Genomic DNA, 24,089 nt, shown 5'->3' with positions numbered 1-24,089 from the left:
CCTGTCACGATCGGTCTCGCTTCGGACGAACGTACCCCTCCCCCGCAAGCCCTGTCCCGCCTTCCTGCACCCGGCCCTTCGCCTCCGCCCCGCCCGACCCACCCGTCCGGTACGTCCGTGCGTGCTGCCGTGGCCCCCTTTGACGAGCGGAGGTTCCCCGTTGCGTTCCCTCGATCTGGCCCGTGAGGTGTGCGAGCGTTACCACCCGGGCCTGCTCAAGGCACTGGCCGGTGTTCCGTACGCGGAGCGGGAGCGGCCGGGCGGGCCGGTGATCGGTATGTTCCGCGCGCACGGCGGGGTGGGGATGCTGGTGCCGGCCGCGTTCGGCGGGCACGGCGCGGACGCGGTGCAGGCCGTCGCGGTGCAGCGCGCCCTGGGGGCGCTGTCGCCGTCGCTGGCGGCGGCGGTGACGATGCATCACTTCACGGCCGCGATGCTCTACTCCCTGGCCGGGCGCGGCGGGCGGCTGACCTCCGCGCAGCTCGCGGTACTGCACGAGGTGGTGCCCAAGCGGCAGCTGATGGCCTCGGGGTGGGCGGAGGGCCGCACCCAGGCGAACATCCTCACCCCCTCGGTGACGGCCCGGCCGGTGGAGGGCGGCTTCGTGCTGACAGGGGCGAAGAAGCCGTGCAGCCTGTCGGCGTCGATGGACTGGCTCACCGCGAGCGTGGCGGTACCAGGCCCGGACGGGCGGGCGGAGCTGGCACTGGCACTGGTACCGGCGGGCTCCGAGGGGATGGAGGTGCGCCCGTTCTGGGGCAGTGATCTGCTGGCCGGGGCGGAGAGCGACGAGGTGGTCCTCCAGGACGTGTTCGTCCCCCGGGAGCTGGTGGTACGCACCACCGCCACGGACCCCGGGCGGCTGGACGACCTGCAGTCGGCCGGGTTCGTCTGGTTCGAGTTGCTGATCTCGGCCGGGTACACCGGGGCGGCCGGGGCCCTGGTGGAGGCCGTGGTGGACGGTGAGCGGGGTACGGCCGGTGAGCGGGCGCGGCTGGCGTTGCGCCTGGAGGCCGCCCTCGCGGTGCTGGAGGGGGCTGCGCGGGCGGTACGGGAGGGGCTGGCGGGAGAGGCGGCGGTCGCGGCCGTGCTGGTCGCCCGGTACGCGGTGCAGGAGGCGTTGCCGGCGGTGGCCGCTCAGGCGCTGGAGCTTTTGGGCGGGCTGGACTTCATCCGCGCTCCCGGCCATGCCCGCATGGCCGGGGTCGTGCGCGCGCTGGCCTTCCACCCGCCGTCCCGGGCCGGTGCCGCGGAGCCGCTGCTGCGGTACTTCGGCGGCGGCCCCCTGGAGCTGGCGTGAACGACACCTGGCCGCACCGACCCGGGCACGTCCCATACGCGTCTTTGCCGGGAGGGGAGTTACCGCCCGTGACCTTGTCGGCCGCCGCGGCCGGTACGGGGATGTTCCCGGCCCGGAAGGACGGTGGCAGGGGCTGCCCGGGTCCGTACGTGAGGCGGGCGGGCACCGTCCCGGCGACGACGGGCAGCGGCAGCGGACCAGCGGCCGGTACCGGAGCGGCGGCGGGAGCCGGACCGACCGCAGGCGCCGGGCCGGAGGCGGGAGCCGGGGGCCGGGGGCCCGGGGGGTGCGGGGGTCCTCCTCCGGTACGGGGCCCGGGCCGTGGATTGTACGGGCGGGCGGGACGGTGCCGTTTGTTCAGGAGCCCTGCCCGCGGACAAGGAGCGTGACACGATGACCTCTTCCACCTCTTCCACCTCTTCCACCTCTTCCACCTCTCCCACTTCTCCCACTTCTCCCGCCTTTCCCGCCTCTGCGGCCTCTTCAGCTGTCCCCACTCCCTCTCCTCCCCCCTCTGCCACGGATACGGGCGGGGCAGTGGCGCCCGAGGCCGACTGGGACCGGGCCCCCGGCCTGCTTGAGGGCGCCAAGGAGCTGTCCCTGGGGCCCCAGGAGTGCAATCTCGCCTACTGGCTCGCCTCCGTCGCCCAGGGCACACTGCGCGGCAGGGCTGTCACCGGGCACCGGCCGGAGGCGGTGGTGCCGGACTTCCTGAAACAGGACGGGCCGCTGCGCGAGGCCCTGGTCCTGGAGTTCGGGTTCCGGGCGCTGGCCGAGGAGGCCGCGACCCGGCTGCTGGGGCACTATGTTCCGCTGGCCCCGGGGGTGGCGGAGATGGAGTTCTACGCGACCCAGCTGATCGACGAGGCGCGGCACGCCCGGGTCTTCCGTGAGCATCTGGTCGAGCTCGGCCACCCGGCGCGCACCCTGCTGCGGGACCTGGAGGAGTGGGGGGCCGGTTACCGGCGCGAGGTGCTGGAGCCGGTGGTGGACTTCACCTTGGACATCGTCCGCGACCAGGGCGACTTCGCCGGCGGGGTGGCGGTGTTCGCGATCGTCATCGAGGGCGTGCTGGCGCCGGCGGCGGAGCTGAGCGAGCGTAAGTGGGCCCCGTTGTCCCCGGCGACGGGGGAGATCTCCCGGGGGGCGGCGATCGATGAGGTCCGTCATCTGACGGTGGCCGCGACCATCCTGCGCGACCACCTGGCCGCCCACCCCGGCTACCGGCCGCGGCTGCTGGAGATCCTCCAGGCGGGGGTGCGGCTGTGGGAGGAGGTCCCGGACCGGGAGTACGTGATGCACCGGGAGGAGCTGTTCCAGGAGGGCATGCGCGCGCACGCCCGCCTGATCGGGGAGTACGAACTGTGGCCGGGGGTGCGGATGGTGGACACCACTCCCGCGCAGCGGTACGCGATGGCGGAGCGGTGGACGCGGGAGATGTCCGACTCCCGCATGGCCTACATCGGACTGCCGCCGCAGGTGCCGGCCACCGTCGGCGCACCGCCCGGGGGCCTGGCATGAACACCGGCACCCGCACGGGCACGGACACGGGCACGGACACGGGCACGGGCACGGGCACGGGCACGGGCACGGGTGCCGGGGGGCGGGCGGCGGTGGTGGCGGGCGTCGGGGGGTACGTACCGCCGGACGTGGTGACCAACGCGGAGCTGACGCGCCGGCTGGCCACGTCCGAGGAGTGGATCCGTGCCCGCACCGGTATCCGGGCACGGCATGTGATCGCACCGGGGACGGCCACCTCCGACCTGGCGGTGGCGGCCGGGCGGCGGGCTCTGGAGAGCGCGGGGGCGGGACGGGTGGATGCGGTGGTGCTGGCGACGACGACCCCGGACCGGCCGTGCCCGGCCACCGCCCCGGAGGTCGCCTCCCGGCTGGGGCTGGCCGGTGTCGCGGCGTTCGACATCGCCGCGGTGTGCACGGGTTTCCTCTACGGGCTGGCCACCGCGGCCGGCTTGATCGCCTCCGGCGGGGCGGGGCGGGTGCTGCTGATCGCCGCGGACGCCTTCACCACGCTGATCGACCCCGGCGACCGGGCCACCGCCGTGATCTTCGCCGACGGCGCGGGCGCGGTGGTGCTGCGGAGCGGGCGGGAAGAGGAGGCGGGGGCTGTGGGGCCGGTGGTGCTGGGCAGTGACGGGGAGCTGGGCGATCTCATCGAGGTACCGGCGGGCGGGTCGCGGCAAAGGTCCTCGGGGCGGCCGGCCGGGGCGGGTGAGGAGTTCTTCCGGATGCGGGGGCGGGAGACGTTCCGCCACGCGGTCGAGCGGATGGCCGCCGCCGCGCACACCGCCCTTGAGGGGGCCGGGTGGAAGACGGGGGACGTCGACCACCTGGCCGCGCACCAGGCCAACGCCCGGATCCTGGCCGCGGTCGGGGACCGGATCGGTATCCCACCAGGGCGGTGCCTGTCGAACATCGAGGAGGTCGGCAACACCGGGGCCGCCTCCATCCCCCTGCTGCTGGCCCACTCCTGTGCGCGGGGAGTCCTGCGGGAGGGTGAGCGGGTGCTACTGACCGCGTTCGGCGGCGGCCTCACCTGGGGGGCCACCACGATGACCTGGCCCGCCCTTCCCCCACCACCCTGACCCCTCCCACCCTTCCCTTGAGCCCCTGCCGTGTGCCGTGCGCGTGCGCGCGTACCGGCCGGACCCGGATGAGGACGACCCCATGATGTGCGGACAGGCGAGAGACCTCCCCGCTCCGGAGAGGCGGGCGGGCCCGGCCACCGGCACCGGCCGCCGCTACGACCACCATGACCGCAGTGACGGCGGCCGTGTCGGTGGCGGTGGCCGTGACGGTGGTGGCGGCCGTGACGGTGGTAGCGGTGGCGGTGGTGGGATGCGTGTGGCGGCCCGGGTACGCGGGCGCAGGGCGGAGGTCTCATGAACGGGTTCGAGGCCGCGGTCACGGGGGTGGGGCTGGTCACCCCGGGCGGGATCGGGACCGGGCCCAGCTGGCGTGCGGTGAGCGAGGGCCGGCCCACCACCGCCCTCGACCCCCTCCTGACGCACCACCGCGTCCGTCTCTCTTCCCGGGTGCCGGGCTTCGACGCCGCCGAACTGCTGGGGGCGCGCCGCGCCCACCGTCTGGACCCTTTCGTGCGGTTCGCCCTGGTCGCGGCGAGGGAAGCGGTCGCGGACGCCGGACTGGACCCGGCGACCTGGGACGGCGCCCGGGTGGGGGTGGTGCTGGGCTGCGCGGACGGCGGGCCGGTGAGCGTGGAGGAGCAGCACCGGGTGCTGCTCGGTGAGGGGCCCGGGCGGGTGTCGCCGTTGCTGCTGCCGATGCAGTTGCCGAACATGCTGGCCGGTCAGACGGCTCTGGAGTTCGGTGCGCGGGGCCCGAACCTGGTGGTGGCGACCGCGTGCGCGTCCGGGGCGAGCGCGGTGGGCACCGCGCGTGACCTGCTCGCGCTCGGCCGGTGCGACATCGTGCTGACGGGCGGGAGCGAGGCGATGCTGACCCCGCTGGTGATGGCCGGCTTCGCGCAGATGGGGGCGCTCTCGCAGCGCGAGGACGACCCCCCAGGTGCGTCGCGGCCCTTCGACGCGGGGCGGGACGGGTTCGTGGCCGGTGAGGGTGCGGGGGTCCTGGTCCTGGAACGGATGCCGGACGCCCTCGCCCGGCGGGCGCGGGTGCGGGGACGGATCGTAGGGTACGGGGCGTCCGCCGACGCCCATCACCTGACGTCCCCGCACCCGGGCGGGCGTGGTCTGGAGGCCGCGATCCGGGAGGCACTGGCGGATGCCGGCGCCGGCCCGGGTGAGGTGGGACACGTCAACGCGCACGGCACCTCCACCCCGCTCAACGACCTGGCGGAGGCGCGGGTGATCGACCGGGTGCTGACGGGGCGTCCGCTGGTCACCTCCACCAAAGGGGTCACCGGGCATCTGCTCGGGGCGGCGGGGGCGGTGGAGGCGGTCTTCGCGGTCCTGACCGCCGAGCGCCGCCTGGTACCGCCCACCGCGAACCTCACCACCCTCGACCCGCGGATGAACATCGACGTCGCCGCCCGCCCCGCTCCCCTGCCGGACGGGCTCATCCTGAGCCACTCCTGCGGCTTCGGCGGCCAGAACGCGGTCCTCGCCCTCGCCCCCGCCTGAATTCCCCTGCCCCGGTCTGAACCCTGAACCCGAACCCTCCCAGGTGGGCCGCGACCGTGCGTTCACCCCAAGGAAGGCACATCACGGAACCTGGTCCGGGTCGGCCTTGCTCACGAACGTCGCCGGGGCAAGCGGGCCGGGCCGATACGGGTGGGGACCTCAGTGCTGGATCAGGCCGCCGACCGGGACGGGAGCGACGTGGCCGGTCGCCGGAAGGGCCTCGGCCAGGGCGAGGCCGATGTCGACCAGCGAGGACCGGCGCAGACCGACGACGCCGGAGAGGGGAGTCCAGACCGACTCGGCGATGTCACCGTCCGGCTCAGGGCGCAACCGGCCGCCAGTGATCCGGGCCCGGTAGAAGATGCCGACGTTCTGGTGCTCGGCTCCCGCACGCGCGGCAGCGGCGGGGATCACCCGTGAGTCCACTCCCAGCAGGCGCTCCACCACCGCGGCACACCCGGTCTCCTCGGCGACCTCCCGGATCACCGCGTCGAACGGATCCTCCCCGTGCTCGACCCGGCCGCCCGGCAGGGTCCAGACGCTCCCGCCCTCCGGCGGCACGTGACGGGCGAGCAGCACCCGCTCGCCCTGGATACACACGGCGTACGCCGCCAACCGGAAACTCAAATCCCCCGCACCTCCCCGCCGGACCCTATCCAACCGCCCAGGATCTACGCACCGCCACGCGGAAGGAAAACAGATCAAGCCCGTAGCCCGTAGCCCGTAGCCCGTAGCCAACCTGCCGCACACCGGGGGCTGGTGGCCGCCCGCGACCGCAAGGGCCCGCCCGCTCCCCCCTGAACGTCATCATGGACAGCAGGCCACGGGGGCGGTGGAATCCCCCGCGCAGAAGGGCCCGTCAGGGGTACGCCGGGCGAGGCGGAGTGACGCCGTACGCCACGAGGGCGCCGCCCCCGGCTCGGGTGACGGCGCCGGGTCGCGCGTACGCGTCGAACCCCGGGGCGCGGCCCCGGGCCACAGCAGTGATCCGCGCCCAGCGCCGCCGGAGTGCGGGTGTCCGCCCAGGGGGCCTCAGTGGGCGGACCTGCCGGCGGGGCGTTGTTCGAGGGTGATGTCCACGCCGCGGGCGCGATGGCGGTAGGCCGGGGAGAAGCCCGCGCGGGTGAGGGCCTCTTCCTGGGACGCGGCGGTGCGGGTGGCGGCCTGGCGGGCGCCGGAGGAGAGGTGGTTGCAGGTGACGTGCCAGACGCGGGACGTGCCGGCCAGGCGTTGTTGCAGGAGGTCCGGGTCGGCGGGCAGGTTGTCCAGGGCGCCGATTCCGGCGGCCGTCCGGGCCGCGCCCAGGTCGGGGCGGCCGGTGAACGCCTCCTTGAAGGCGGTGGCGATCAGGCCGCACCGGGCGCCGCTGAAGAGGACGGCGCCACCGGGGGCGTCGTGGATACGCAGGGTCCGGATCACCGCGCGGGTGTCCCACTGGCGGCTGTCCTCCTGGCGGATGGCCGAGTGGGACGCGGCCAGGGGAACGGCCGCCAGAAGCACGAGCAGCAGGCGCACGCGCGCGGGAACGACGGTGACGGCGGTCGCGAGGAGCAGGGCCAGGGCCGGCAGGCAGAACAGCAGGTAGCGGTAGGCGAAGAGAGGATGGCCGAGGGAAGCGGTCGCGAGGAGCAGCGGGGGGACGGCCAGCCAGGGCACGCCGACGGCGAGGACCAGGGGCGGGGCCTTGTGGCGGCGGGCCACGAGGAGGGTCAGAGCGGTGAGGGCCGTGAGGGTGAGCGGGAGTTTCAGCGCGGTGGGGAGGGTGTCCTGGCCGGGGGTGAGGAGCCAGGTGAAGTAGTTGAAGGGTGTGCTGGCGGTGACCGGTGCGGCCTCGCCCACGGCGGAGCTCTGGGCGGAGCCGAGGACCAGCAGCGGGACGACCGCGGCGATGCCCGCGGCCTGGGCCAGCAGCAGGCGTACGGTAAGGCGGCGGCCGGGGCGGCGCAGGGCCACGGTGAGCGCGTGGGCGGCCACCAGCAGCAGTCCCATCACGTTGAACCAGCCCAGCAGGGCGATCAGTACCGCGTACAGGGCCGGCCAGCGGGCCCGGCTGTGGGGGGCGAGGGCCTTGACCAGGGCGCCCGTGGCCAGTACCGCCACCGCCATGACGAAGGCGAACGAGCGGGCCTCCTGCGCGTAGCGCGAGGCGGTCGGCAGCACGGCGAGCAACATCCCCGCGCACAGCCCCGGACGCGGGCCCGCCAGGAGGCCCCCCAGCCAGGTGAGGCCCGCGACGGCGACGGCCACCGCCACCGCGGAGGGCACCCGCGTCGTGAACTCGTTGAGCCCGCCGTTCACCTGCCCGACCAGGTACATCAGCACGTAGTGCAGGCCGTGCACCGCGTCGACCCGCCCCAGGAGCTCCATCAGCTGCGGCCAGGAGCGGCGTGCCACGTCGATGGTGACGATCTCATCCGTCCAGGCGGAGGGCTCGGTGTTCCCCCATACCCCCAGGCCGAGCGCGACGGCCGGCGGCACCCATCCGGCCGCGCGCGTCCAGCGGGCACGGCCGGCGGGCACACGGGGTATGACGGGGATGGCGGGGTGGGGCCCCGGCCGTCACCGGCTGGGCACTCTCTCGAAGGACCGGCCCGCCCCGCTCGGCACCGGCGCCGGGCAGCCACCCGGCCGGTGCGGGAGCGCCTACGCCGCCTCGGAGGACGAGCCCCCGTTCACCGGCCCCGGGCCCGATCGCTCCGGGCAGCGCCTCCCGGGCGGAACAGGAAGCGGAATCCTCCCCCTCGCCCTCCGGCCAGGGGGCCTCCCCCGCTCAAGATCCGCTGATGGCGGGGTTCCGACCCGGCTCCGCACCGGCCGGACCCGGCCCCAGCCGTTCCCGCTCCACACCGGCCAATCCCTCGCTCAGGCTGTTGGCGACCAGTTCGGTCATCTTGATCAGGTCATGGAAGTATCCGAACGCCTCGGGAAAGCCCGACCGGTAGCCCAGCCGGGGCAACTGCCGGCGCAGTGCGGGCACCTGCTCGGTGACAACGCGCCGACGGCCGGCGTCCAGGCTCCCGCCGTTCGCGAGATACACGGAGACGCACCCGGCCAGCGACGCGTCCAGCCAGGCCAGGGCGCTCTTGTCCTCGCGCGGGACGTCGGGAAACGGCCTCGGGGCGAACTCGGCCCACAGCCGCCCGACCTCCGCGAGCATCACGGGCTTACCCTGCGGGCCGGGCCACCGGGGCCCGTAGAGGTAGCGCACCTGCGCCCGCGGCGGGGTACGCCGTTGCCGGGCCTTCTCCGCGCGGCGGTGCGCGGCGAACGCCTCGGCCTCCCGCATCCGTACCCTCCGGCTGGCCTCCAGCATCTCCATGGCGCGCAGCAGCGCCCGTTCGTCGTTACGCAGGTCCCCCGCCGTGCCGAGATGGGCCCAGGTGCCGTGGAAGCCGAGCGGGCAGTAGAGCCCCACGGCGTCCCGCAGGGCACGGTGGCGCCGGGCGAGAGGAAGACCACGGTCACGGACACGCCTGGCATAGACAGAGAAGCTCACCCACTGATCATCCACCAGGCGCCGGGCGTGGCTTCACACGCGGTAGCCGGCACCGGAATGGACAGTACGGGCGGGGTGGGCGGAAACGGCGTGAGGCAGGGTGGGGAGGGAACAGGGGCAGGGCAGAGGCGGAGAGGGCAGGATTCGAACCTGCGCGGGCCTGGGCCCGACCGCGCACCGCGGTCCCCGATAAGCCACTCCGGGCACCTCTCCAGCGGACCGCCCCTCGCCCCAAGGAGGGGGCCGCTCGCCCGGACCACAGTGACAGCCCCTCCTGATACGCGCCTGACACCCGCCTGACACCCCCGCCCCCCGGCCCGCGTCCCCCTTCCCGGCGCGGCAGGCGGGGTGCTCTACTCGGTGCACCACCACACACCACCGGCACAAGCACACCTCACCGGCACGAGTACATGTCACCGGTGAGAGCGCATGCCACCGGCACGAACACGCCACCCCCCACAGGGACACGCCACACCGCGAGAGCACGTGTCACCGGCAGGAGCAGGCCACACCGGCAGGAGAGGGGCCCGACGTTGTCCGCCACCGCCACCGCTACCGGCGCACAGATCCTCCAGGCGGTCACGCGCTACACCGGCGCGCAGAACCCCAGCGCCTTCCTCGCCCTCAACCGCGGCAACCACACCTTCACCCTCCCCCGCACCGACGGCGTCATCGTCTACCGCCGAACCGGCCGCTACGCCGTGCAGTTCGCCGGGCCGTTCGCCCCCGAGGACACCTACGTCCCCCTCCTTGAGGCCTTCCGCGCCCACCTGCGGAGCGAGGGTCTGAGCCTGGTCGGCGTGCAGCTCCAGCACACCGATGCCCTCGCCTACGCCCGCCGCGGCTTCACCGTCAACCAGATCGGCGCCTCCTGGGCCCTGCCCCTGCAGGAGTTCACGCTGCGCGGCACCCCCTTCATGCAACTGCGCAACAAGATCTCCCGCGCGCTGCGCAACGGCCTGCAGATCCAGGAAGCCGACCGCCCCGAGCAGTGGCACGAAGCACTCGCCGCCGTCGATAAGGCATGGCTGGGCGCCAAGGGCGACCACGCACGGGAACTGCGATTCCTGGTCGGCGAGAGGGGTGGCAGCGCGCAAGCCCACCGTCGGCTGTTCGTGGGCACGATCGAAGGGCAGGCGGTCGCCTACCTCTCCTACTCCCCCGTCTTCGGCACCCGCCAAGGGTGGCTGCACGACCTCAGCCGGCGTATCCCCGGTGGCTCACCGGGGCTGATGGAAGCCCTCAACGCCCACGCGATCGAGGTCTTCCGCGGCGAAGGAGCACGCTGGCTGCACTTCGGGTTCACCCCCTTCACCGGCCTCGACACTCAGACGGAGATTCCCGGCCACAGCCCGGCGTTCCAGTGGCTGATGCACTACCTGTGGGAACACGGCCAGGCCCTCTACCCCGCCCGCACCCAGCTCGCCTACAAACACAAATGGGCGGCACGAGAAATGATCCCGGAATACGTCGCCTTCGACGGACCCGCCTCCCTCGCCGCCTTCGTCCACATCTTCCGCGCCTGCAACGCCTTGTGAACCATCGAAGAGCACCGTTGCCGTTGCCCTGGGGAGGGGTCGTATGGAGCCGTCGCAAGAGGTGAGCACCCAAGCGCTTCAGGAGGCGCTGGTGGAAGGGCTGATGCGCGTCGTGGCACAGCCGGACGATACGGAAGCGGCGCGGGAGGCCGATGAAGGACTACGCGCACTGGACGCCCACCTGGCCACCACGCCCCCGCCGGACTGACCCGGCAGGTGGCAGGGCAGCCGGACGGCAGACCGCAGGACGACAAGCAGGGCGGGATGGTCAGGCGCGCGTCAGCGCCGCATCAGCGCAGCGGGGGAAGCTGAGGCACAACACCACACCCGGCAACCTGCCTACCGGATACCCGTCGGCCCCGGGGCCCCGGCATCCGGTTCCGGCACGGGCCGGTACCCGGGCCCGGAAGCCGGCGGCGGGCCCGGGAACCGTCCGCCGCCGAACCGCGGCAGCCGGCCCCCGGTCACCGGGCGGGCCGGGCCCCTCGCGCCCCCGAAGGAGAGCACCACATGCAGACTCCGCACAACACCACCACCGGGGCCGAAGCCGGAATCGTCACCACCACCGGGGCCGAAGCCGGATCCGCCACCACCACCGGAACCGAGGCCGAGGCCACGACCGCCTCCGAGGCCGGAGCCGGGGTCAGGGGCGAGGCGGGGGCCTCGCCCGCCGCGGCGGGGGCCTCCGCCACGTTCGCCGAACTGGCCAGACAAGTGAAGGCCGAAGGACTCCTGGAGCTGCGGCCCGCCTACTACCTGGGCCGCCTCACCCTCAACACCACCCTCCTGGCAGCAGGCCTGACCGCCTTCTTCCTCATCGGCGACTCCTGGTGGCAGATCCCGGTGGCCCTGTGGATGGGACTGTGCGGAGCGCAGAGCTCCTTCCTGTGGCACGACGCCGGTCACAAAGCGATGTTCCGCGGCAAACGAGCCTCAGCGGCCGTCGGCTACGTCCACGCCAATCTCGTCAACGGCGTCAGCTACGGCTGGTGGCTCCACCACCACAACCGCCACCACAGCCACCCCAACCACCTTCAACTCGACCCCGATATCGGCCGCCGCACCGCGATCTTCGACCTCTCCCAGTACCCGGCCCGTCAGGGCACCCAGCGGCTGATCGTGCGCTACCAGAGCGTGCTGTTCTTCGTGCTGCTGGTCCTGGAATCCGCCAAGATGCAGCGCACAGCCGTCAAAGCCATCGCCGGCGGCCTGACCAGACGGCCCGCCCTGGAGTGCACCCTGATCCTCACCCGCCTGGCTTTGTACCTGGCGGCGGCCTTCACCGTCCTGTCTCCCGTCCTGGCGATGGTGTTCGTGGTGGTGCAGCAGGCGACCCTGGGCGTCTACTTCGGGCTGCTGTTCGCCCCCAATCACAAAGGCATGCGCATCCGCGGCGGCGCTCTGGAATCCCTGGACTGGCTCGAGCGCCAGGTCCTCACCTCCCGCAACATCCGCCCGGGCCCCCTCACCGATTTCCTCTACGGAGGCCTGAACTACCAGATCGAACACCACCTGTTCCCCGCCATGCCCCGCAAGAACCTGCCCCGGGCCCGCCGGCTGACCCGCGCCTACTGCGCACAACGCGGCGTGCCCTACCACGAAGTGAGCCTGTGGTCCTCCTACAGCGAGATAGCCGCCTACCTCCACAAAGTCAGCGCACCCATACGCCGCAGCCACAAGACGGACACACCCCTGCCAGGCCAGTAGAACAACACCCCTGGGGCAGGTCGGGCACGACCCGGGGTGAGCGAGCACGGCCAGGGCGAGCGAGCACGGCCAGGACCGGGAGCGGCCAGAGCCCGCCCCGCCGTGCCACCGGACCGCCAGGACCGCCGGACCGCCGACGAGGTACCGCGGGGCATGAGGATCTGGCCGGGAACCAGCACCGCATCAGCCCCCGGGACTCTAGACGGGTAGTCCCGGTGTGGTGGTGCTGTGTCATCGAAGGCTGAGCGGTGTCACCACGTACGTCGTGGCATCGTAATGCCATGAGCATCGCAATTCGCCCGGCGTCAGCCTTCGAGGACGTCCGCACCCTGGTCGGTCCGAAGTCGCCTGGGGCCAACGTCTGCTGGTGCCTGAGCTACCGGATCCCGTCCAAGCTCAACAACGAGCTCCGCGGGCCGGCCCGCGGTGCCTACGTCGCCGAGCTGTGCCGTACGGACCCCCCTCCGGGGGTACTCGCCTACGACGGCGACGAGCCGGTCGGCTGGGCCGCCGTGGCACCGCGCTCGGACACCTCCTTCGCCCGCAGCCGTAAGATCCCGCACATCGACGACCTGCCGGTCTGGTCGCTGTGGTGCATCCGCGTACGCCCTGGTCATCGCAAGAGGGGGATCTCGCACGCGCTGATCGCCGGTGCGGTCGAGTTCGCCCGCTCCCACGGTGCACCGGCGATCGAGGCGTACCCGATCGACAGCGGTGGCGCCAAGGTCGACGTGACGATGGCGTACGCCGGGATCCGGAAGAACTTCGAGCGCGCCGGGTTCACCCATGCCGCCGACACCACCTCGGTACTGGCCGGCCACCCCCGCGTCCTGATACGACTCGACCTGCGCTGACGAACCCCGCCTCGGGGCCTCAACGGCCGACAGGCCAGCGGTCCTTGTCGGCGGCCAGGCTGCCGGGCGTCTTTCGGGGTCGGCCGGCTCGGGACGTGGGACGCGGATCCTCTCCAGCACGAGCTCGAACTGATTGCAGTCCAGCAGTCCATCCGATGCCTGAGTCGGCGCCCCAGGCCGACGGTGGCCACATGCCCGGGCGAACGGGGCCGGTACGAGCCGCCCAGGGCAGCCCGCACGTGTCGTGCCCCGGCCCCGGCGCCGGCCGCAGCGCGCGGGCGTCCCCGGCTCAGGGCGCGGTGGCTTCCCAGGCCGCCTTGATCATCCGGAAGACCTCGTCCACCGTGGCCCCGGGGTCGTCCGCCCGGCAGGCCAGCGCGTAGGCGTCGATGACGAACCGCGCGGTCGCCCGGCAGACCGTCGCGCTCCGGGACAGGTGGGGATCGGCGGTCAGTGCCGCTGCCAGCGCCTGCGCGTGACGCAGGCTCATCGACTCCTCGTATTCGCGCAGGGCGGGTGATCCCTCGATCATGCGTCGGACGGGGGCGCTGCCCTCCGCCGTGCAGTGCCGCACCAGGGCCTGGACCTCGCGGTGCAGGGCCGGGATGAGCGGCTCGTGTGGAGGCCGGTCGGTCACCGCCCTCGTGAGGTGCTGCTCGAAGTCCTGGTCGCGCTCGAACACCAGGGCCTCCTTCGAGGCGAAGTGTGCGAAGACGGTGGTGACGGCCACGTCGGCCTCGGCTGCCACATCACGGATGCCCACGGCGTCGTACCCGCGCTCCAGGAAGAGCCGCAGCGCGGTGTCAGCGATCTTCTGACGGGTCGCGGCCTTCTTGCGTTCGCGGCGTCCGGACTGCTCGATCATGCCCTGACACTACCAGGTACGAATACCTAACCGTTGTGAAATCCTAACGGTTAGGGCTATCTTCGGCCGCATGAGGAAAATCGCATTCGCCGAGTTCGGCGGTCCCGAGGTCCTGCGACTGGTGGAAGCCGAGGAGCCCCACGCGAGCCCCGGCCGGATACGCATCGCCGTACGGGCGGCGGGGGTCAACCCCGTCGACTGGAGGATCCGGGAGGGCCAGGTCCTGGGAGCCCATCCGGTCGAGCTGCCCGCAGGGGTCGGACTGGACGCCGCCGGCGTGGTGGATGAGGTCGGGGAGGGAGTCGAGGGGGTCGAGGTCGGCGACCGCGTTTTCGGCGAAGGCGCTGACACGTACGCCGAATTCGCCGTGCTGTCGGCCTGGGCCCGGATGCCCGAGGGACTGTCCTTCGAGGAGGCGGCCGGGTACCCGTCGGTGGTGGAGACCGCGCTGCGCGTCATCCGCGAGGTCGGCGTGCGGCCCGGGCAGACGCTGCTGGTCAGCGGCGCGTCCGGCGGCGTCGGGTCGGCGGTGCTGCAGATCGCCCGCGAGCGCGGCATCACGGTGATCGGCACGGCCGGGGCCGCGAACCAGGACTACCTGCGCGGCCTGGGCGCCCTCGCCACGACCTACGACGAGGGCTGGGTCGAACGGGTGCGGCACCTGGGCCGGGTCGACGCGGCCCTCGACCTGGCCGGCTCGGGCGTGATCCGCGAGCTCGTCGAGCTGACCGGGGACCCGCGCAAGGTCGTCTCCATCGCCGACCTCGGTGCGCCGCGGCTGGGCGTCCGGTTCTCCGGCGTGGCCGGGAGCGTGCCGGAGGCGCTCACCGAGGCCGTCGACCTCATCTCCCGGGGCAGGCTGCACATCCCGGTCGAGAAGGCGTACGCGCTCACCGAGGCAGCGGCGGCGCACACCGACAGCCGCGCCGGCCACACCCGGGGGCGCCGGGTCCTGGTCGTCTGAGCCGCGGCCCGCGCTGAACGGCGGGTCACTAGGGCATCTGGTCACTGCTGCGACGCGGCAGCCAGGCCAACGCTGCCAAGGCCGGTAACGGCACCCCCAGACGGGGAGCTCGCTCTCGTGGGCCGCGGGTGGTCAGCGGGTGAGGCCATCGGGGCGCAGCCCGCTCGGGTGGCGGCGGTGTCGAGACCGGCACCGACTCCTACCGCCTGGCCACCACCCGCGCACATGCCGAAGAACAGTCCCTGGGCTGACTCCGATGTGGGCGACTCGGTCGACCGAAGCCTTGAACGTGGTCAGCGATGGTCGTTGAGCCAGTCACCCGGGATCAGGTCACGAACCCGGTCGAGGTCTCCTGCTGTCCGGCCGCGGGCCCCAATGGCCATGCCGTCGTCGCGCAGCAGGACGTCCTGGCCCAGGAACCACCGGATCGCGTGATCCTCCTCGCCGACGGGGTACGCGGGGAACGGCAGCCGGACAAAGTTCTCCTCCAGCAGCTCGATGCTGTCATCGTCCGGGTCGAGGAAGTCGCAAAGCTCTTGATCCGCCTGCAGGGACTCGGACAGCACGATCTCGACGAAGCAGAGGGAAAGACGCTCCAGCCAGCCCTCCCACCGCTCGGCGCTCTTGTCGGCAAGGTCAGGTCGTATGAACACCGCAGGGTCGTCATCTCGGAGGCTGTCGAGGAGGACGCCCCAGGATGCGGCTCCCTGGTTCTCGTGACGGAAGACCAGGGCTTCCTTGACGTCATCCACATACAGCTCGGCCGGGCTGAGCAGCACATCGTGGTTGCTGGTGAGGTCTCGACGGCGCCCGAACAGCAGATACGCCTCACGCAACGCCGTCGGCAGCCGGACCCCCAGTCTCTCCTCGGCAGCGACCAGATCGGCCTCCGCCCACCCGTCACCGCTCTCCAGGACACCAGCCCAGTGGGCAGCGAAGCCCTGGATGAAGCTCCACGCACCACGACGGCCTTCGACGCCTCCGGCAAGAGACGCAGCAAGTTCGAACTCCTGATTCATGCCAGGACGATATCCGTCCCGCTCATCAGGCCCCGCCACGCTCCGACACGCCGACACAGTGTTCTTAGAACTCGACAACACTCTTGACCCGCTTGATCAACATCTGCTGCCCGAACCCGGCATCGACCGTTCCCGCCTCACACCGACGAAGCCAGTGGGAGGTATGGCGAGGAAACGTTATTCGGTGAGGTGCTGGAAGAAGACGGCCTTGTTCTCACTGCGGTCGGTGCGCGCGAGGGCGGTTGACTCGCTGAGTACCGTCTTGTCTCGCCAGCCGGTGGCGGGTATGCCTTCGCCGGTCATGCCGTCGAACAGGACCTCCAGTCGGGGAAGTCCGCTGACCCTGATGAAGTGCCCGGCGAGCTTCGCGTCCGGGCCCGGCTCCGTGGTCGCGGTACAGATCTGTAGCCGCTTGTCCGCGCCGGTCCGGGACCAGGCCGGTGATTCGCCGTCTCCTGCGCGCAAGCCCGTGCCCGGGAGATCGTCGGGGAGCCGGTCCGACTCCGCCTGGAGAAACTCGCCCAGCCACTGTGCGCGGGCTGCTGCGGGGCCAGGTATCGGGCCGTATGCGGCAGGTCAGTTGCTGGACAGGCGGAGGTTCCCGGACGGAGCATCGCACCGGACACGTCCGGAGTCGAAGGCGATCTCCAGCGCGACCCGTCCGGTGTTCGGATCCCGCTCTTCGCTGACCGCCCGCACCGTCTCGCCGAGATGGTCCGCGAACGGGGTCCGGCCACGGACCGGGGCCACCTCGACGCGGCCCGACTCCGCCATGTCGTAGCTCGCGTAGGGGGCCGACCTCTCCACGGTCAGGCACCAGTCCGACCCGGTCGTCACATGGGTGGAGACCTGCCCGCTGTCGATCAGCCACACGTCCAACGGGCCGGACGGGGCCTTTGAGCCGTACAGGTGCCACGAAGCGACTACCTGCTCAAGCCGCCGCCCGACCAGGTACTCAGGGTGCACGCCGGCCCCGTGCAACGGGCAATCACCCAGCTCTTCCGACTCCACCCGATGACCATACCCTCAGGCAAATCCCCAGCTCATGCGCCTATTCGGGACAGGCTTCAGCCTGCAAAGGCCGAGGTAGAGCGTGCCGCGTTCGAGAAACAGCAAGGGAACGGAGCCGGCGCGGTCTCCGTCATGCTCGGCGGCCGAACTGCACCAGCTGGTCCTGACGGCGGAAGGCTCCACGACGACGCGTGGGATTTGACTGAACTGCCTGCATGGTGACCGGCGAGGCCGGCAGTGTCCGTACGAACTCCGACGCCTCGATACCAACGGCGCGGTGGAGCCGGACCGGGCGGTACGTAGAGCAGTGCAGCGCGGCAGGCCGAGACTGTCAGGGAAGCTGACAATGACGTTATTTGCGCTTCTAAGCTCGAAGAAGTCAAGAGCCCAGAGCATCTGACTTTCTTTTGTTCTGCCCCGGAACCGAGCCGGCCGGTCCGGATCAGGGCCGAGAAGCCCCAGCTCCATCCCCCATGAACCGCGTACGGGAGAACCCATGATCCACACTCGCGGGCTCACTCGCAGCTTCCACGTCAAAGGAGAGACCGTCGAGGCCGTGCGCGGCCTGGACCTCGACATCGAGGCCGGTTCCGTAGTCGCCTTCCTCGGCCCGAACGGCGCCGGGAAGACCACCAGCCTGCGGATGCTGACCACCCTGCTCCCGCCGACCTCGGGCACCGCCGTCGTCGCCGGTCACAACGTGCTCACCGACCCCTCGGGCGTCCGCCGGCGCATCGGCTATCTCGGTCAGGGCAACAGCGCCGGCAGCAACTTCCGGGTCAGCGACGAGCTGATCACCCAGGGCCGCGCGTACGGTCTGAACCGCACGGAGTCCCGCGCCCGGGTGGAACGCCTGCTGACCGCGCTCGCACTGGAGGGCCTGGCCAAGCGGACGGTGGGCACCCTCTCGGGCGGCCAGCGCCGCCGCCTGGACATCGCCATGGCCCTGGTCCACGAGCCGGAGCTACTCTTCCTCGACGAGCCCACCACCGGACTCGACCCGCACAGCCGCGCCGGTATCTGGAAGCACGTGCTGCGGCTGCACAAGGAGCTCGGCACCACGATCGTCTTCACCACCCACTACCTGGAGGAAGCCGATCTCTGGGCCCGACGGGTGATGGTGGTCGACCACGGCCGGGTGATCGCCGACGACTCCCCCGACAAGCTCAAGGCCGACCTGGCCGGCGACCGCATCACCCTGGGGACCGCCGACCGCGCCGACGCCGAGCGGGCCGCCGGGCTCGCCCGCGCCCTACCCGCCGTCCACGAGGCCATCGCCGACGACACGGAGGTGCGGGTACGCACCCCCCACGGAGACACCCAGCTACCGGTCCTGTTACGGAACCTGGAGGTGGCCGGCGTGCGGGCGGTCACCGCCCGGCTCACTCGCCCCACCCTCGACGACGTCTTCCTCGGCCTGACCGGCCGCACGCTGCGGGAGAGCGCCGACGCCACCACACACGACGGAGCGTAACCATGAAGGTGTTCAACGACACCCGAACCGCCTTCGCCCGAGAGCTGGGGCCCGAACTGCGCCAGCCGGCCGGTCTCCTCTTCACGATGCTGCTGCCCTTCCTCTTCCTCGTCCTCTTCGCACCCCTGCTCTCCGGCATGGCCCATCCTTCGGGCGGGGGCATGAACACGGATTCCCCCTGGCAGTGGTTCGTGCCGGGCACGCTCGTCCTGCTGGCTCTCTCCGCCACCGCCGGCGCCGGGGCCTCCTTGCTCAACGAGATGCCCTCCGGGGCCTTCGAACGCATGTTAGTGACCCCGCTGAACCGGGCCTCGATGATCGTCGGGCGGGCGTTGAAGGAGGTCGTGATCCTGCTGGCACAGGCCCTGCTGATCCTCGCCCTGCTGCTACCGACCGACTTCCGGCTCCGCCCGCTCGGCGCCCTGGCAGGTCTGGCGCTGCTGACCGTCTTCGGGATCGGGATCGGCACCCTCTCCTTCACCCTGGCGCTCCACTCCCGCAAGCAGCAGACCTTGTTCTACGGGGTGCAGCAGATGGTCTTCTTCCCTCTGTTGCTGCTCTCCGGTGTCCTGCTCCCCATCACCGAGGCCTCGGCCCCCTCGTGGCTCTACGTCCTGAGCCGGATCAACCCCGCGACCTACGTGGTCGAGGCCGAACGAGCCCTGTTCGACGGCCGGTTCGCCGAGGCGGGTGTGCTGTACGGGGTCCTCGCAGCGGTGGCCGTCGCGGTGCTGGGGGTCATCGCGGGCATCCGAGGCATGCGCAACGCTTCCGTGTGACGCGCCGCCCAGCGCCGTCCCAGCCCGAACGCGAAGGAGGACCGCACCGTGAGAGCCGAAGCCTTCCGGAGCACCCCGTATCCCCGGCCCCGCGCCGTGGACGTCTGGTTCGACCCCGCCTGTCCCTACACCTGGCTGACCGTCTGCTGGTTACGGGAGGCCGCCCGGGTCCGCCCGCTGGAGCTGCGCTGGCACCTGATGAGCCTGTCCCTCCTCAACAAGGGCCGCGACGACGACCCCGAGGGGTATCTGATGGTCCCGGTGCGGATCGGTACCGCCGTCCGGCACCACCACGGACAGCGGGCCCTGGCCCGGTTCCACGCCTCGCTGTGGGCCGACCTCGGGCCCCCCGGGGAGCACGGCGGGAACACCGGGAAGTGGATCAACGACCCGGCCCTGGCCTTGGCCGACGCGGAGCTGCCGGCGGAGCTGGCGGAGGTCGGGACCTCCACCGTCTACGACGAGGAACTGCGGGACTCACACACGCGGGCCCTGCGGCTTCTCGGCCCGCGGACCGGAACACCAGTGGTCGCCGTCGAGGAACCGGAAGAGCCTCACCGGTCCCCGCCGGCCTTCTTCGGACCGGTCATCTCCCGCGTACCGAGAAGGGAGGAGGCCGGGCAGCTGTGGGACGGGACACTGCTGGTGACCGGCACCCCCGGGTTCCACGAGCTCAAGGGGAGACCCGCCGACCCGGACCCCGACGTGACCGGACAGGACATCGATCCGTCCTGACCCGGCCCGCCAGCTCCTCAGGGATGGTGTACCGGCCCGGGGGGATCTGCCAGGAACCCGCCGTACCCAGCGCCCGCCTCCCTCGCCCTGCCGGTCCTCTTGCCCGGGTTCCGGCGCTGCCCGGCCGGCTGGACGAGCCCACCGGGCAGCGCCGGATCTGCTTCGCCCCTCGGCGTCTCCTTCCGGGAGGTGGTCGGTGAGACCAGGTGTCGGTCGGCGAGCCGCTGGAGACCGGGGCCGACTTGAACGGCAGATCGTGGCCACGCTCTCAACGCCGGGCAGCTCAACGCCCTCGGCCCGCTGCCTCCGAACGTCCGGGCGGTCAGCTTCGTCCCGCCCCACGAGCTGGTGCCGCGCTGCGAGGCGATCACTGCCACGGCGGGGTGGGCACCTTCCTGACCGCCCCGGCCCATGAGGTGCCATAAATCGTCGTTCCGGCTCGGCTGTGGTGCGACACCCGCGTGCCAAGCGGGCCCTGGCGGCCGGAGTCGCCCCGCCGTGTCCACCCGAGCCCCTCACGACCGGCCGACTGCGTGCGATGGTGACGCGGATGCTTCAGGACCCTGAGTTCGCGCACGCGGCAGCACGGGTACGCACCGAAACGCCCGGGACACCGACGCCTGCCGGGACCATTCCGGTCCTCGAACAGCCGGTGACCGGTCACGGTCCCCGGAGCGGCACATGACATACGGTCGGAGCGGAAAGATCACGGTCTCCGACGGTTGAGGAGAAGTCGCCTTGAGGACGCACATCCCCTATCTCTTAGCCGTGGCGAGTACCGTCGCGACGCGTCGGGTGGACGAGCGGCTGACAGCGTACGACCTGACGGTACGCCAGTACGGCCTGCTCGCCCAGCTGTCGCTCGAACCCGAGCTGACCATGGCGGAGCTGGCCCGTCAGCTGGGCATAGCCCGGCAGTCGGTCCACCAGCTCGTCGGCGAACTCGTCGAAGCGGGTCATGTGCGCCGACGACCGGGCGCCGACGACCGCTCGCGTCGACTGGAGATCACCGACACCGCGCACTACCTGCTGACCCGGATCGACGGGCCGCTGGAACGGGTGGAAGCGGAGCTGCTCGGCGGCCTCGCCCCTGACGAGGCCGAAACCCTGCGCAGCCTCCTGCAGCGCGTCCTGGCCCATGCCACCGACGACGAGGCATGGCTGCCCGCCCGTTGACAGAGGCTCCAGGAGAACGTCCGCTCGGCATCCGGCGGGAAGCTCACCAAGGGCAAGGTCGCCGTGATCAGCGGGAAGAAGACTGTTCCCGTGGTGAACTAGGGCGGTCTCATCACGGTCTACATGCCTGCCGAGGGCAAGCCGTACTCGTTCCGGGTCGTCCGAGAGGGAGACAACGCAGGCACGATGGCGCTGACCGACTGCGACCGGGACCAACCGGTGCCCGCCGACACCCCGTCGCCGGTCCAGGCCATCGACGCCGACAAGCCCGGTAGCCTGACGGCCCGTAGGTCACGCGATCCCCGACTTCCTCACAAGGCATCTCACCTGCTCTGACACCAGAGCCACGCAGGCGGGAGTGCCGTCGTGACCAGGCACGGCGCTTCCCGGATCGATGGGTACGCGCGTGACCGAGGTTTCCTCAGTGGACAGGCCCGTCCGGCGTCCCTGTCTCTCCGGCAGAATGCGTCTCATGTCAGGGGGAAGAGAAGTCACCGCGTTCGCGCAGTTACTCGCCGGCGCCGGTCTGGAAGCAGGGGACGCCGGGGGCGTCGAGGACGCCCTTCTCCGGCCCCGGGCCGCCTGGCGGCCCGTCATCGCGGCGGACGCCGTTCCGGCTGTCACCGTCCGGCGGGACCACCCCGGCCTCGTCGCTGAGCTCAACACACACTGGCACCGGCTCGCGAGCGAGCACGGGCTCATCGGCGCCGACGGCGCGTTCCTGATCAACGTGGCGGGGAGCCGGTGGGACCCCACGGCCCGCGGCTGGACGCGCGTCCAGCTCGCCCCGCGGTGGGATCTGGCCGGAGTGCTGGGCGAGCGCCCCGGGCAGCCGGAGTTCGTCACCCTGTCTGCCGACGGGGACACCCTGCTGGGTGTGACGACCAAGGAGTACGAGGTCTGGATCGTCGCCGTGACCGAGCTCGGCAGGCAGCGGGAAGCGGCCGCGCAAGCCGAGGCCCAGGAGACCCCTCAGGGGCAGGAGGCGGCGTGGGCGTCGTTCTTCCGGGGGCCGGGTTCCGTGGACTTCCGGGCGTCGGGGCTCATAAAGGCGCTGGGCGAGAAGTGGGCGGCAGGACTGGCCCACAACCCGGCCGCCACCGAAGACGTCCTGAAGAGCCTGCTCGGCCACTCGCACTATCTGCCCTGGCGCTCGGACCTGCCGCCGTCGGTCGTGGACGCCGGGCTCGCGCACCCGGAGTGGCGGGTACGCGGCCTGTTCGCGGAGGCCCGGCCCACCGTCACACCCGAGCAGTGGACACGCCTCGTTCTCGCCGAACAGAACCCGCGGCAGCGCTGGATCCTCGCGACGCTCGCCGGGGACCGCCGTGAAGAGCTCACCGGCCCGGCCTACGAGCGCCTCGCCACGGACCCCGCCGCGCGGACCCGCGCAGAAGCCGCGCGCCTCACGGCCCTGCCCGCCCCGCTGCTGGCAGCCCTGGCCGCGGACCCCGAGCCCACCGTCCGGGCATCGGCTTGCCGGCCCGCATGGCCGCACCTGGACGGACCGGCCCGACAGCGACTGCTGACTGATACCGCCCCCGAGGTCCGCACCGCGGCCATGCTGAGGCACCACGCGGAACATCCCCTGTCCCGGGCGGCCTTCGAAGCCGAAGGCCTCGAAGTCTCGGCGCTGCAAAGCTGCCGCCTCGACCGGGACTTCGCCCGGAGCCTGGCCCACCAGGGAAACGTGGACCAACGCCGCATGCTCGCGGGCAACCCTGATCTTGCCCCGGACATCACCGCCCTCCTCGCCCGCGACCCGGACGACGGCGTCCGGTACACAGTGTCCCTACGCCCCGACCTCACCGAAGCGCAGCGAGCGGACATCCGCATCGATTTCGACCCGGGTGCCCTCACGTTCCCCCTCGACTGGGTGGTTACGCTCCACACCGATCCAGGGGCGATGCGCCGTCTGGCGGCCTCCTCCCACCCGGTGGTGCGCAGAAGCGTGGCTCGTGCCGAGCGGCTCCCGGAGGATGTCGTGGCGCTGCTCGCCGAGGACGAGGACCGCGTCGTCCAGCTCTTCCTCGCCGAATCCTGCGACGACGCGCCCGCCGACATGCTGCTGCGCGTGTGGCGGTGGTGGACCGGCAGCCTCACCCATCCCGACCGGCCCCGCGGTCACCCCAACTTCCCCCGCCACGGCCTCCTCCGCTACGCCGGTGACCCGGATCCGCGCATGCGCCGGCTGGCACTCGACGACCCCGCGTCGAGCGTGGAGCTCGTGGAGCGGTTCAGCCGTGACAGGGACGAGGAAGTGCGGCTGCGGGCGGCGCAGGATCCGCGCCTGACCACCGCATCCGCGGTGCGGCTGCTCGACGACCCGAGCGGGGCCGTCCGCCGGGCGGCAATGCTGCATCCCCACCCGCCCGCGCGGGTCCTGATCCGGCTCCTGCGCGACGTCGAGACAGCCGAGACCGCGGCGGCGAATCCATCATTGCCGGTCGGGGCCATGCGAGAAATGCTCCAGCTGCTCGCGGCTTGAAGTGAGAGGGCCCGGGGCGCGGTCCTCAGCCCCGCGACCCGCGGCGGTGAGCGCCCGTTCACGCCACGGCCGCGAGATGGCCGACGGCCTGCTGCCGGGGGCCGACCTGAGGCGTCCGAACGTGTTGACGAGCGGGTTGGCTAGGGAGTTCGCCCTCGCCGTACGCCGCGACCTGGCGCTGGACTTCGCTGGGTCTGTGGAGACGGGGCACCGGAGGCAGTCCGCGGAGTGCGCCCTGCGGCGTAATGCCGCCCGGACTGGTGAAACCTGCCTCACTCCCAACAAAGTCTCCGCAGGTCAGGGCCCGGACCCGACCGAAACGGAGGCGCAGGCCGAAGCCGCCCGCTCCGCGCACGCGGAGGTGAGCCGTTTACCTGGCCTGTGTTCCGGGGCTGGGGCACTTCGGGAATAGGGAAAGGGGGCGGCGGCACCCCCTGTGCGGGGTGCCGCCGCCCCCTTTCGTACAGCAGGAGCGGGTTGGGCTGGGCCGGTTCAGTAGGCCGAGTTGACGTTGTCCATCGAGCCGTACTTGTCGGCCGCGTAGTTGCAGGACGCGGCGATG

The 24,089-nt window shown here is 72.0% G+C and carries 21 protein-coding genes and 1 tRNA gene; 14 read left to right on the top strand and 8 right to left on the bottom strand.

The genetic code is table 11. The features are described 5' to 3' along the window. Positions 1–160: 160 nt before the first annotated feature. The 4 genes from LUZ64_RS34760 to LUZ64_RS34745 all read left to right on the top strand — a co-directional run bounded on the left by LUZ64_RS34760 (position 161) and on the right by LUZ64_RS34745 (position 5,421). Positions 161–1,300: an acyl-CoA dehydrogenase family protein gene (locus LUZ64_RS34760; protein WP_095579406.1), complete on the top strand. Its 1,140-nt coding sequence runs from the start codon at positions 161–163 to the stop codon at positions 1,298–1,300. Between the two features lie 537 nt (positions 1,301–1,837). Continuing rightward, on the top strand, positions 1,838–2,821 hold the full coding sequence (locus LUZ64_RS34755) for a ferritin family protein (protein WP_095579972.1): 984 nt from the start codon (positions 1,838–1,840) through the stop codon (positions 2,819–2,821). Further along, on the top strand, positions 2,818–3,903 hold the full coding sequence (locus LUZ64_RS34750; protein ID WP_232390526.1) for a beta-ketoacyl-ACP synthase III: 1,086 nt from the start codon (positions 2,818–2,820) through the stop codon (positions 3,901–3,903). The genes LUZ64_RS34755 and LUZ64_RS34750 overlap by 4 nt, the downstream gene beginning before the upstream one ends. Before the next feature lie 297 nt (positions 3,904–4,200). After that, positions 4,201–5,421, top strand: a complete 1,221-nt coding sequence (locus LUZ64_RS34745) for a beta-ketoacyl-[acyl-carrier-protein] synthase family protein (RefSeq protein ID WP_095585152.1) — start codon at positions 4,201–4,203, stop codon at positions 5,419–5,421. 159 nt (positions 5,422–5,580) lie between these two features. On the opposite strand, the gene LUZ64_RS34740 is transcribed toward LUZ64_RS34745, so the two are convergent. The 4 genes from LUZ64_RS34740 to LUZ64_RS34725 form a co-directional block, all read right to left on the bottom strand. After that, a complete protein-coding gene (locus LUZ64_RS34740; RefSeq protein ID WP_095585153.1) occupies positions 5,581–6,048 on the bottom strand; it encodes an NUDIX hydrolase in 468 nt (155 codons plus the stop codon). A gap of 405 nt (positions 6,049–6,453) precedes the next feature. Then, the gene (locus tag LUZ64_RS34735) at positions 6,454–7,941 is read right to left on the bottom strand and encodes a glycosyltransferase family 39 protein (RefSeq protein WP_232390527.1); all 1,488 of its coding nucleotides are present in this window, start codon (positions 7,939–7,941) and stop codon (positions 6,454–6,456) included. 250 nt (positions 7,942–8,191) lie between these two features. Further along, complete coding sequence (locus LUZ64_RS34730; RefSeq protein ID WP_143593472.1) at positions 8,192–8,917, bottom strand: hypothetical protein; 726 nt, start codon at positions 8,915–8,917, stop codon at positions 8,192–8,194. Between the two features lie 129 nt (positions 8,918–9,046). After that, positions 9,047–9,130, bottom strand: a tRNA-His gene (locus tag LUZ64_RS34725). A 320-nt stretch (positions 9,131–9,450) separates the two neighbouring features. On the opposite strand from LUZ64_RS34725, the gene LUZ64_RS34720 reads away from it, so the two are divergent. From LUZ64_RS34720 to LUZ64_RS34705, 4 genes are all read left to right on the top strand, one after another. Further along, positions 9,451–10,455 carry a DUF2156 domain-containing protein gene (locus tag LUZ64_RS34720; RefSeq protein WP_232390528.1) on the top strand — a complete coding sequence of 335 codons (1,005 nt, stop codon included), beginning with the start codon at positions 9,451–9,453 and terminating at the stop codon, positions 10,453–10,455. A gap of 61 nt (positions 10,456–10,516) precedes the next feature. Next, positions 10,517–10,663 carry a hypothetical protein gene (locus LUZ64_RS34715; RefSeq protein ID WP_170116960.1) on the top strand — a complete coding sequence of 49 codons (147 nt, stop codon included), beginning with the start codon at positions 10,517–10,519 and terminating at the stop codon, positions 10,661–10,663. A gap of 302 nt (positions 10,664–10,965) precedes the next feature. Continuing rightward, positions 10,966–12,162 (top strand): fatty acid desaturase family protein, encoded by a 1,197-nt coding sequence (locus tag LUZ64_RS34710; RefSeq protein ID WP_095584990.1) that lies wholly within the window; start codon positions 10,966–10,968, stop codon positions 12,160–12,162. A 281-nt stretch (positions 12,163–12,443) separates the two neighbouring features. Beyond that, positions 12,444–13,016 carry a GNAT family N-acetyltransferase gene (locus tag LUZ64_RS34705; RefSeq protein WP_095584991.1) on the top strand — a complete coding sequence of 191 codons (573 nt, stop codon included), beginning with the start codon at positions 12,444–12,446 and terminating at the stop codon, positions 13,014–13,016. A gap of 289 nt (positions 13,017–13,305) precedes the next feature. Here LUZ64_RS34705 and LUZ64_RS34700 read toward each other — a convergent pair whose 3' ends face one another. Then, positions 13,306–13,881 carry a TetR/AcrR family transcriptional regulator gene (locus LUZ64_RS34700; RefSeq protein ID WP_095584992.1) on the bottom strand — a complete coding sequence of 192 codons (576 nt, stop codon included), beginning with the start codon at positions 13,879–13,881 and terminating at the stop codon, positions 13,306–13,308. A 70-nt stretch (positions 13,882–13,951) separates the two neighbouring features. On the opposite strand from LUZ64_RS34700, the gene LUZ64_RS34695 reads away from it, so the two are divergent. Beyond that, positions 13,952–14,845: an NADP-dependent oxidoreductase gene (locus LUZ64_RS34695; RefSeq protein WP_095584993.1), complete on the top strand. Its 894-nt coding sequence runs from the start codon at positions 13,952–13,954 to the stop codon at positions 14,843–14,845. A 293-nt stretch (positions 14,846–15,138) separates the two neighbouring features. Here LUZ64_RS34695 and LUZ64_RS34690 read toward each other — a convergent pair whose 3' ends face one another. The 3 genes from LUZ64_RS34690 to LUZ64_RS34680 form a co-directional block, all read right to left on the bottom strand. Next, positions 15,139–15,864, bottom strand: coding sequence for an SMI1/KNR4 family protein (locus tag LUZ64_RS34690; protein WP_095584994.1), 726 nt, complete (start codon positions 15,862–15,864; stop codon positions 15,139–15,141). Positions 15,865–16,041: 177 nt separating this feature from the next. Continuing rightward, positions 16,042–16,329 carry a hypothetical protein gene (locus LUZ64_RS34685; RefSeq protein ID WP_095584995.1) on the bottom strand — a complete coding sequence of 96 codons (288 nt, stop codon included), beginning with the start codon at positions 16,327–16,329 and terminating at the stop codon, positions 16,042–16,044. Between the two features lie 111 nt (positions 16,330–16,440). Continuing rightward, positions 16,441–16,830, bottom strand: a complete 390-nt coding sequence (locus tag LUZ64_RS34680; RefSeq protein WP_232390529.1) for a hypothetical protein — start codon at positions 16,828–16,830, stop codon at positions 16,441–16,443. A 541-nt stretch (positions 16,831–17,371) separates the two neighbouring features. Here LUZ64_RS34680 and LUZ64_RS34675 point away from each other — a divergent pair. The 5 genes from LUZ64_RS34675 to LUZ64_RS34655 all read left to right on the top strand — a co-directional run bounded on the left by LUZ64_RS34675 (position 17,372) and on the right by LUZ64_RS34655 (position 23,527). Further along, positions 17,372–18,349, top strand: a complete 978-nt coding sequence (locus LUZ64_RS34675) for an ATP-binding cassette domain-containing protein (protein WP_095584997.1) — start codon at positions 17,372–17,374, stop codon at positions 18,347–18,349. A gap of 2 nt (positions 18,350–18,351) precedes the next feature. Beyond that, on the top strand, positions 18,352–19,128 hold the full coding sequence (locus LUZ64_RS34670) for an ABC transporter permease (protein ID WP_095584998.1): 777 nt from the start codon (positions 18,352–18,354) through the stop codon (positions 19,126–19,128). 48 nt (positions 19,129–19,176) lie between these two features. Further along, complete coding sequence (locus LUZ64_RS34665; RefSeq protein ID WP_211305189.1) at positions 19,177–19,863, top strand: mycothiol-dependent nitroreductase Rv2466c family protein; 687 nt, start codon at positions 19,177–19,179, stop codon at positions 19,861–19,863. Between the two features lie 738 nt (positions 19,864–20,601). After that, positions 20,602–21,039, top strand: coding sequence for a MarR family winged helix-turn-helix transcriptional regulator (locus LUZ64_RS34660; protein ID WP_095584999.1), 438 nt, complete (start codon positions 20,602–20,604; stop codon positions 21,037–21,039). Between the two features lie 472 nt (positions 21,040–21,511). After that, positions 21,512–23,527: a PE-PGRS family protein gene (locus LUZ64_RS34655; protein WP_232390530.1), complete on the top strand. Its 2,016-nt coding sequence runs from the start codon at positions 21,512–21,514 to the stop codon at positions 23,525–23,527. Positions 23,528–24,089: the final 562 nt, after the last annotated feature.

This window comes from Streptomyces albireticuli (genome assembly GCF_021228125.1).
Lineage (GTDB): Bacteria > Actinomycetota > Actinomycetes > Streptomycetales > Streptomycetaceae > Streptomyces > Streptomyces albireticuli.
Note: the sequence above shows the minus strand (reverse complement) of the source record. Positions and strands in the feature narration are given on the sequence as shown.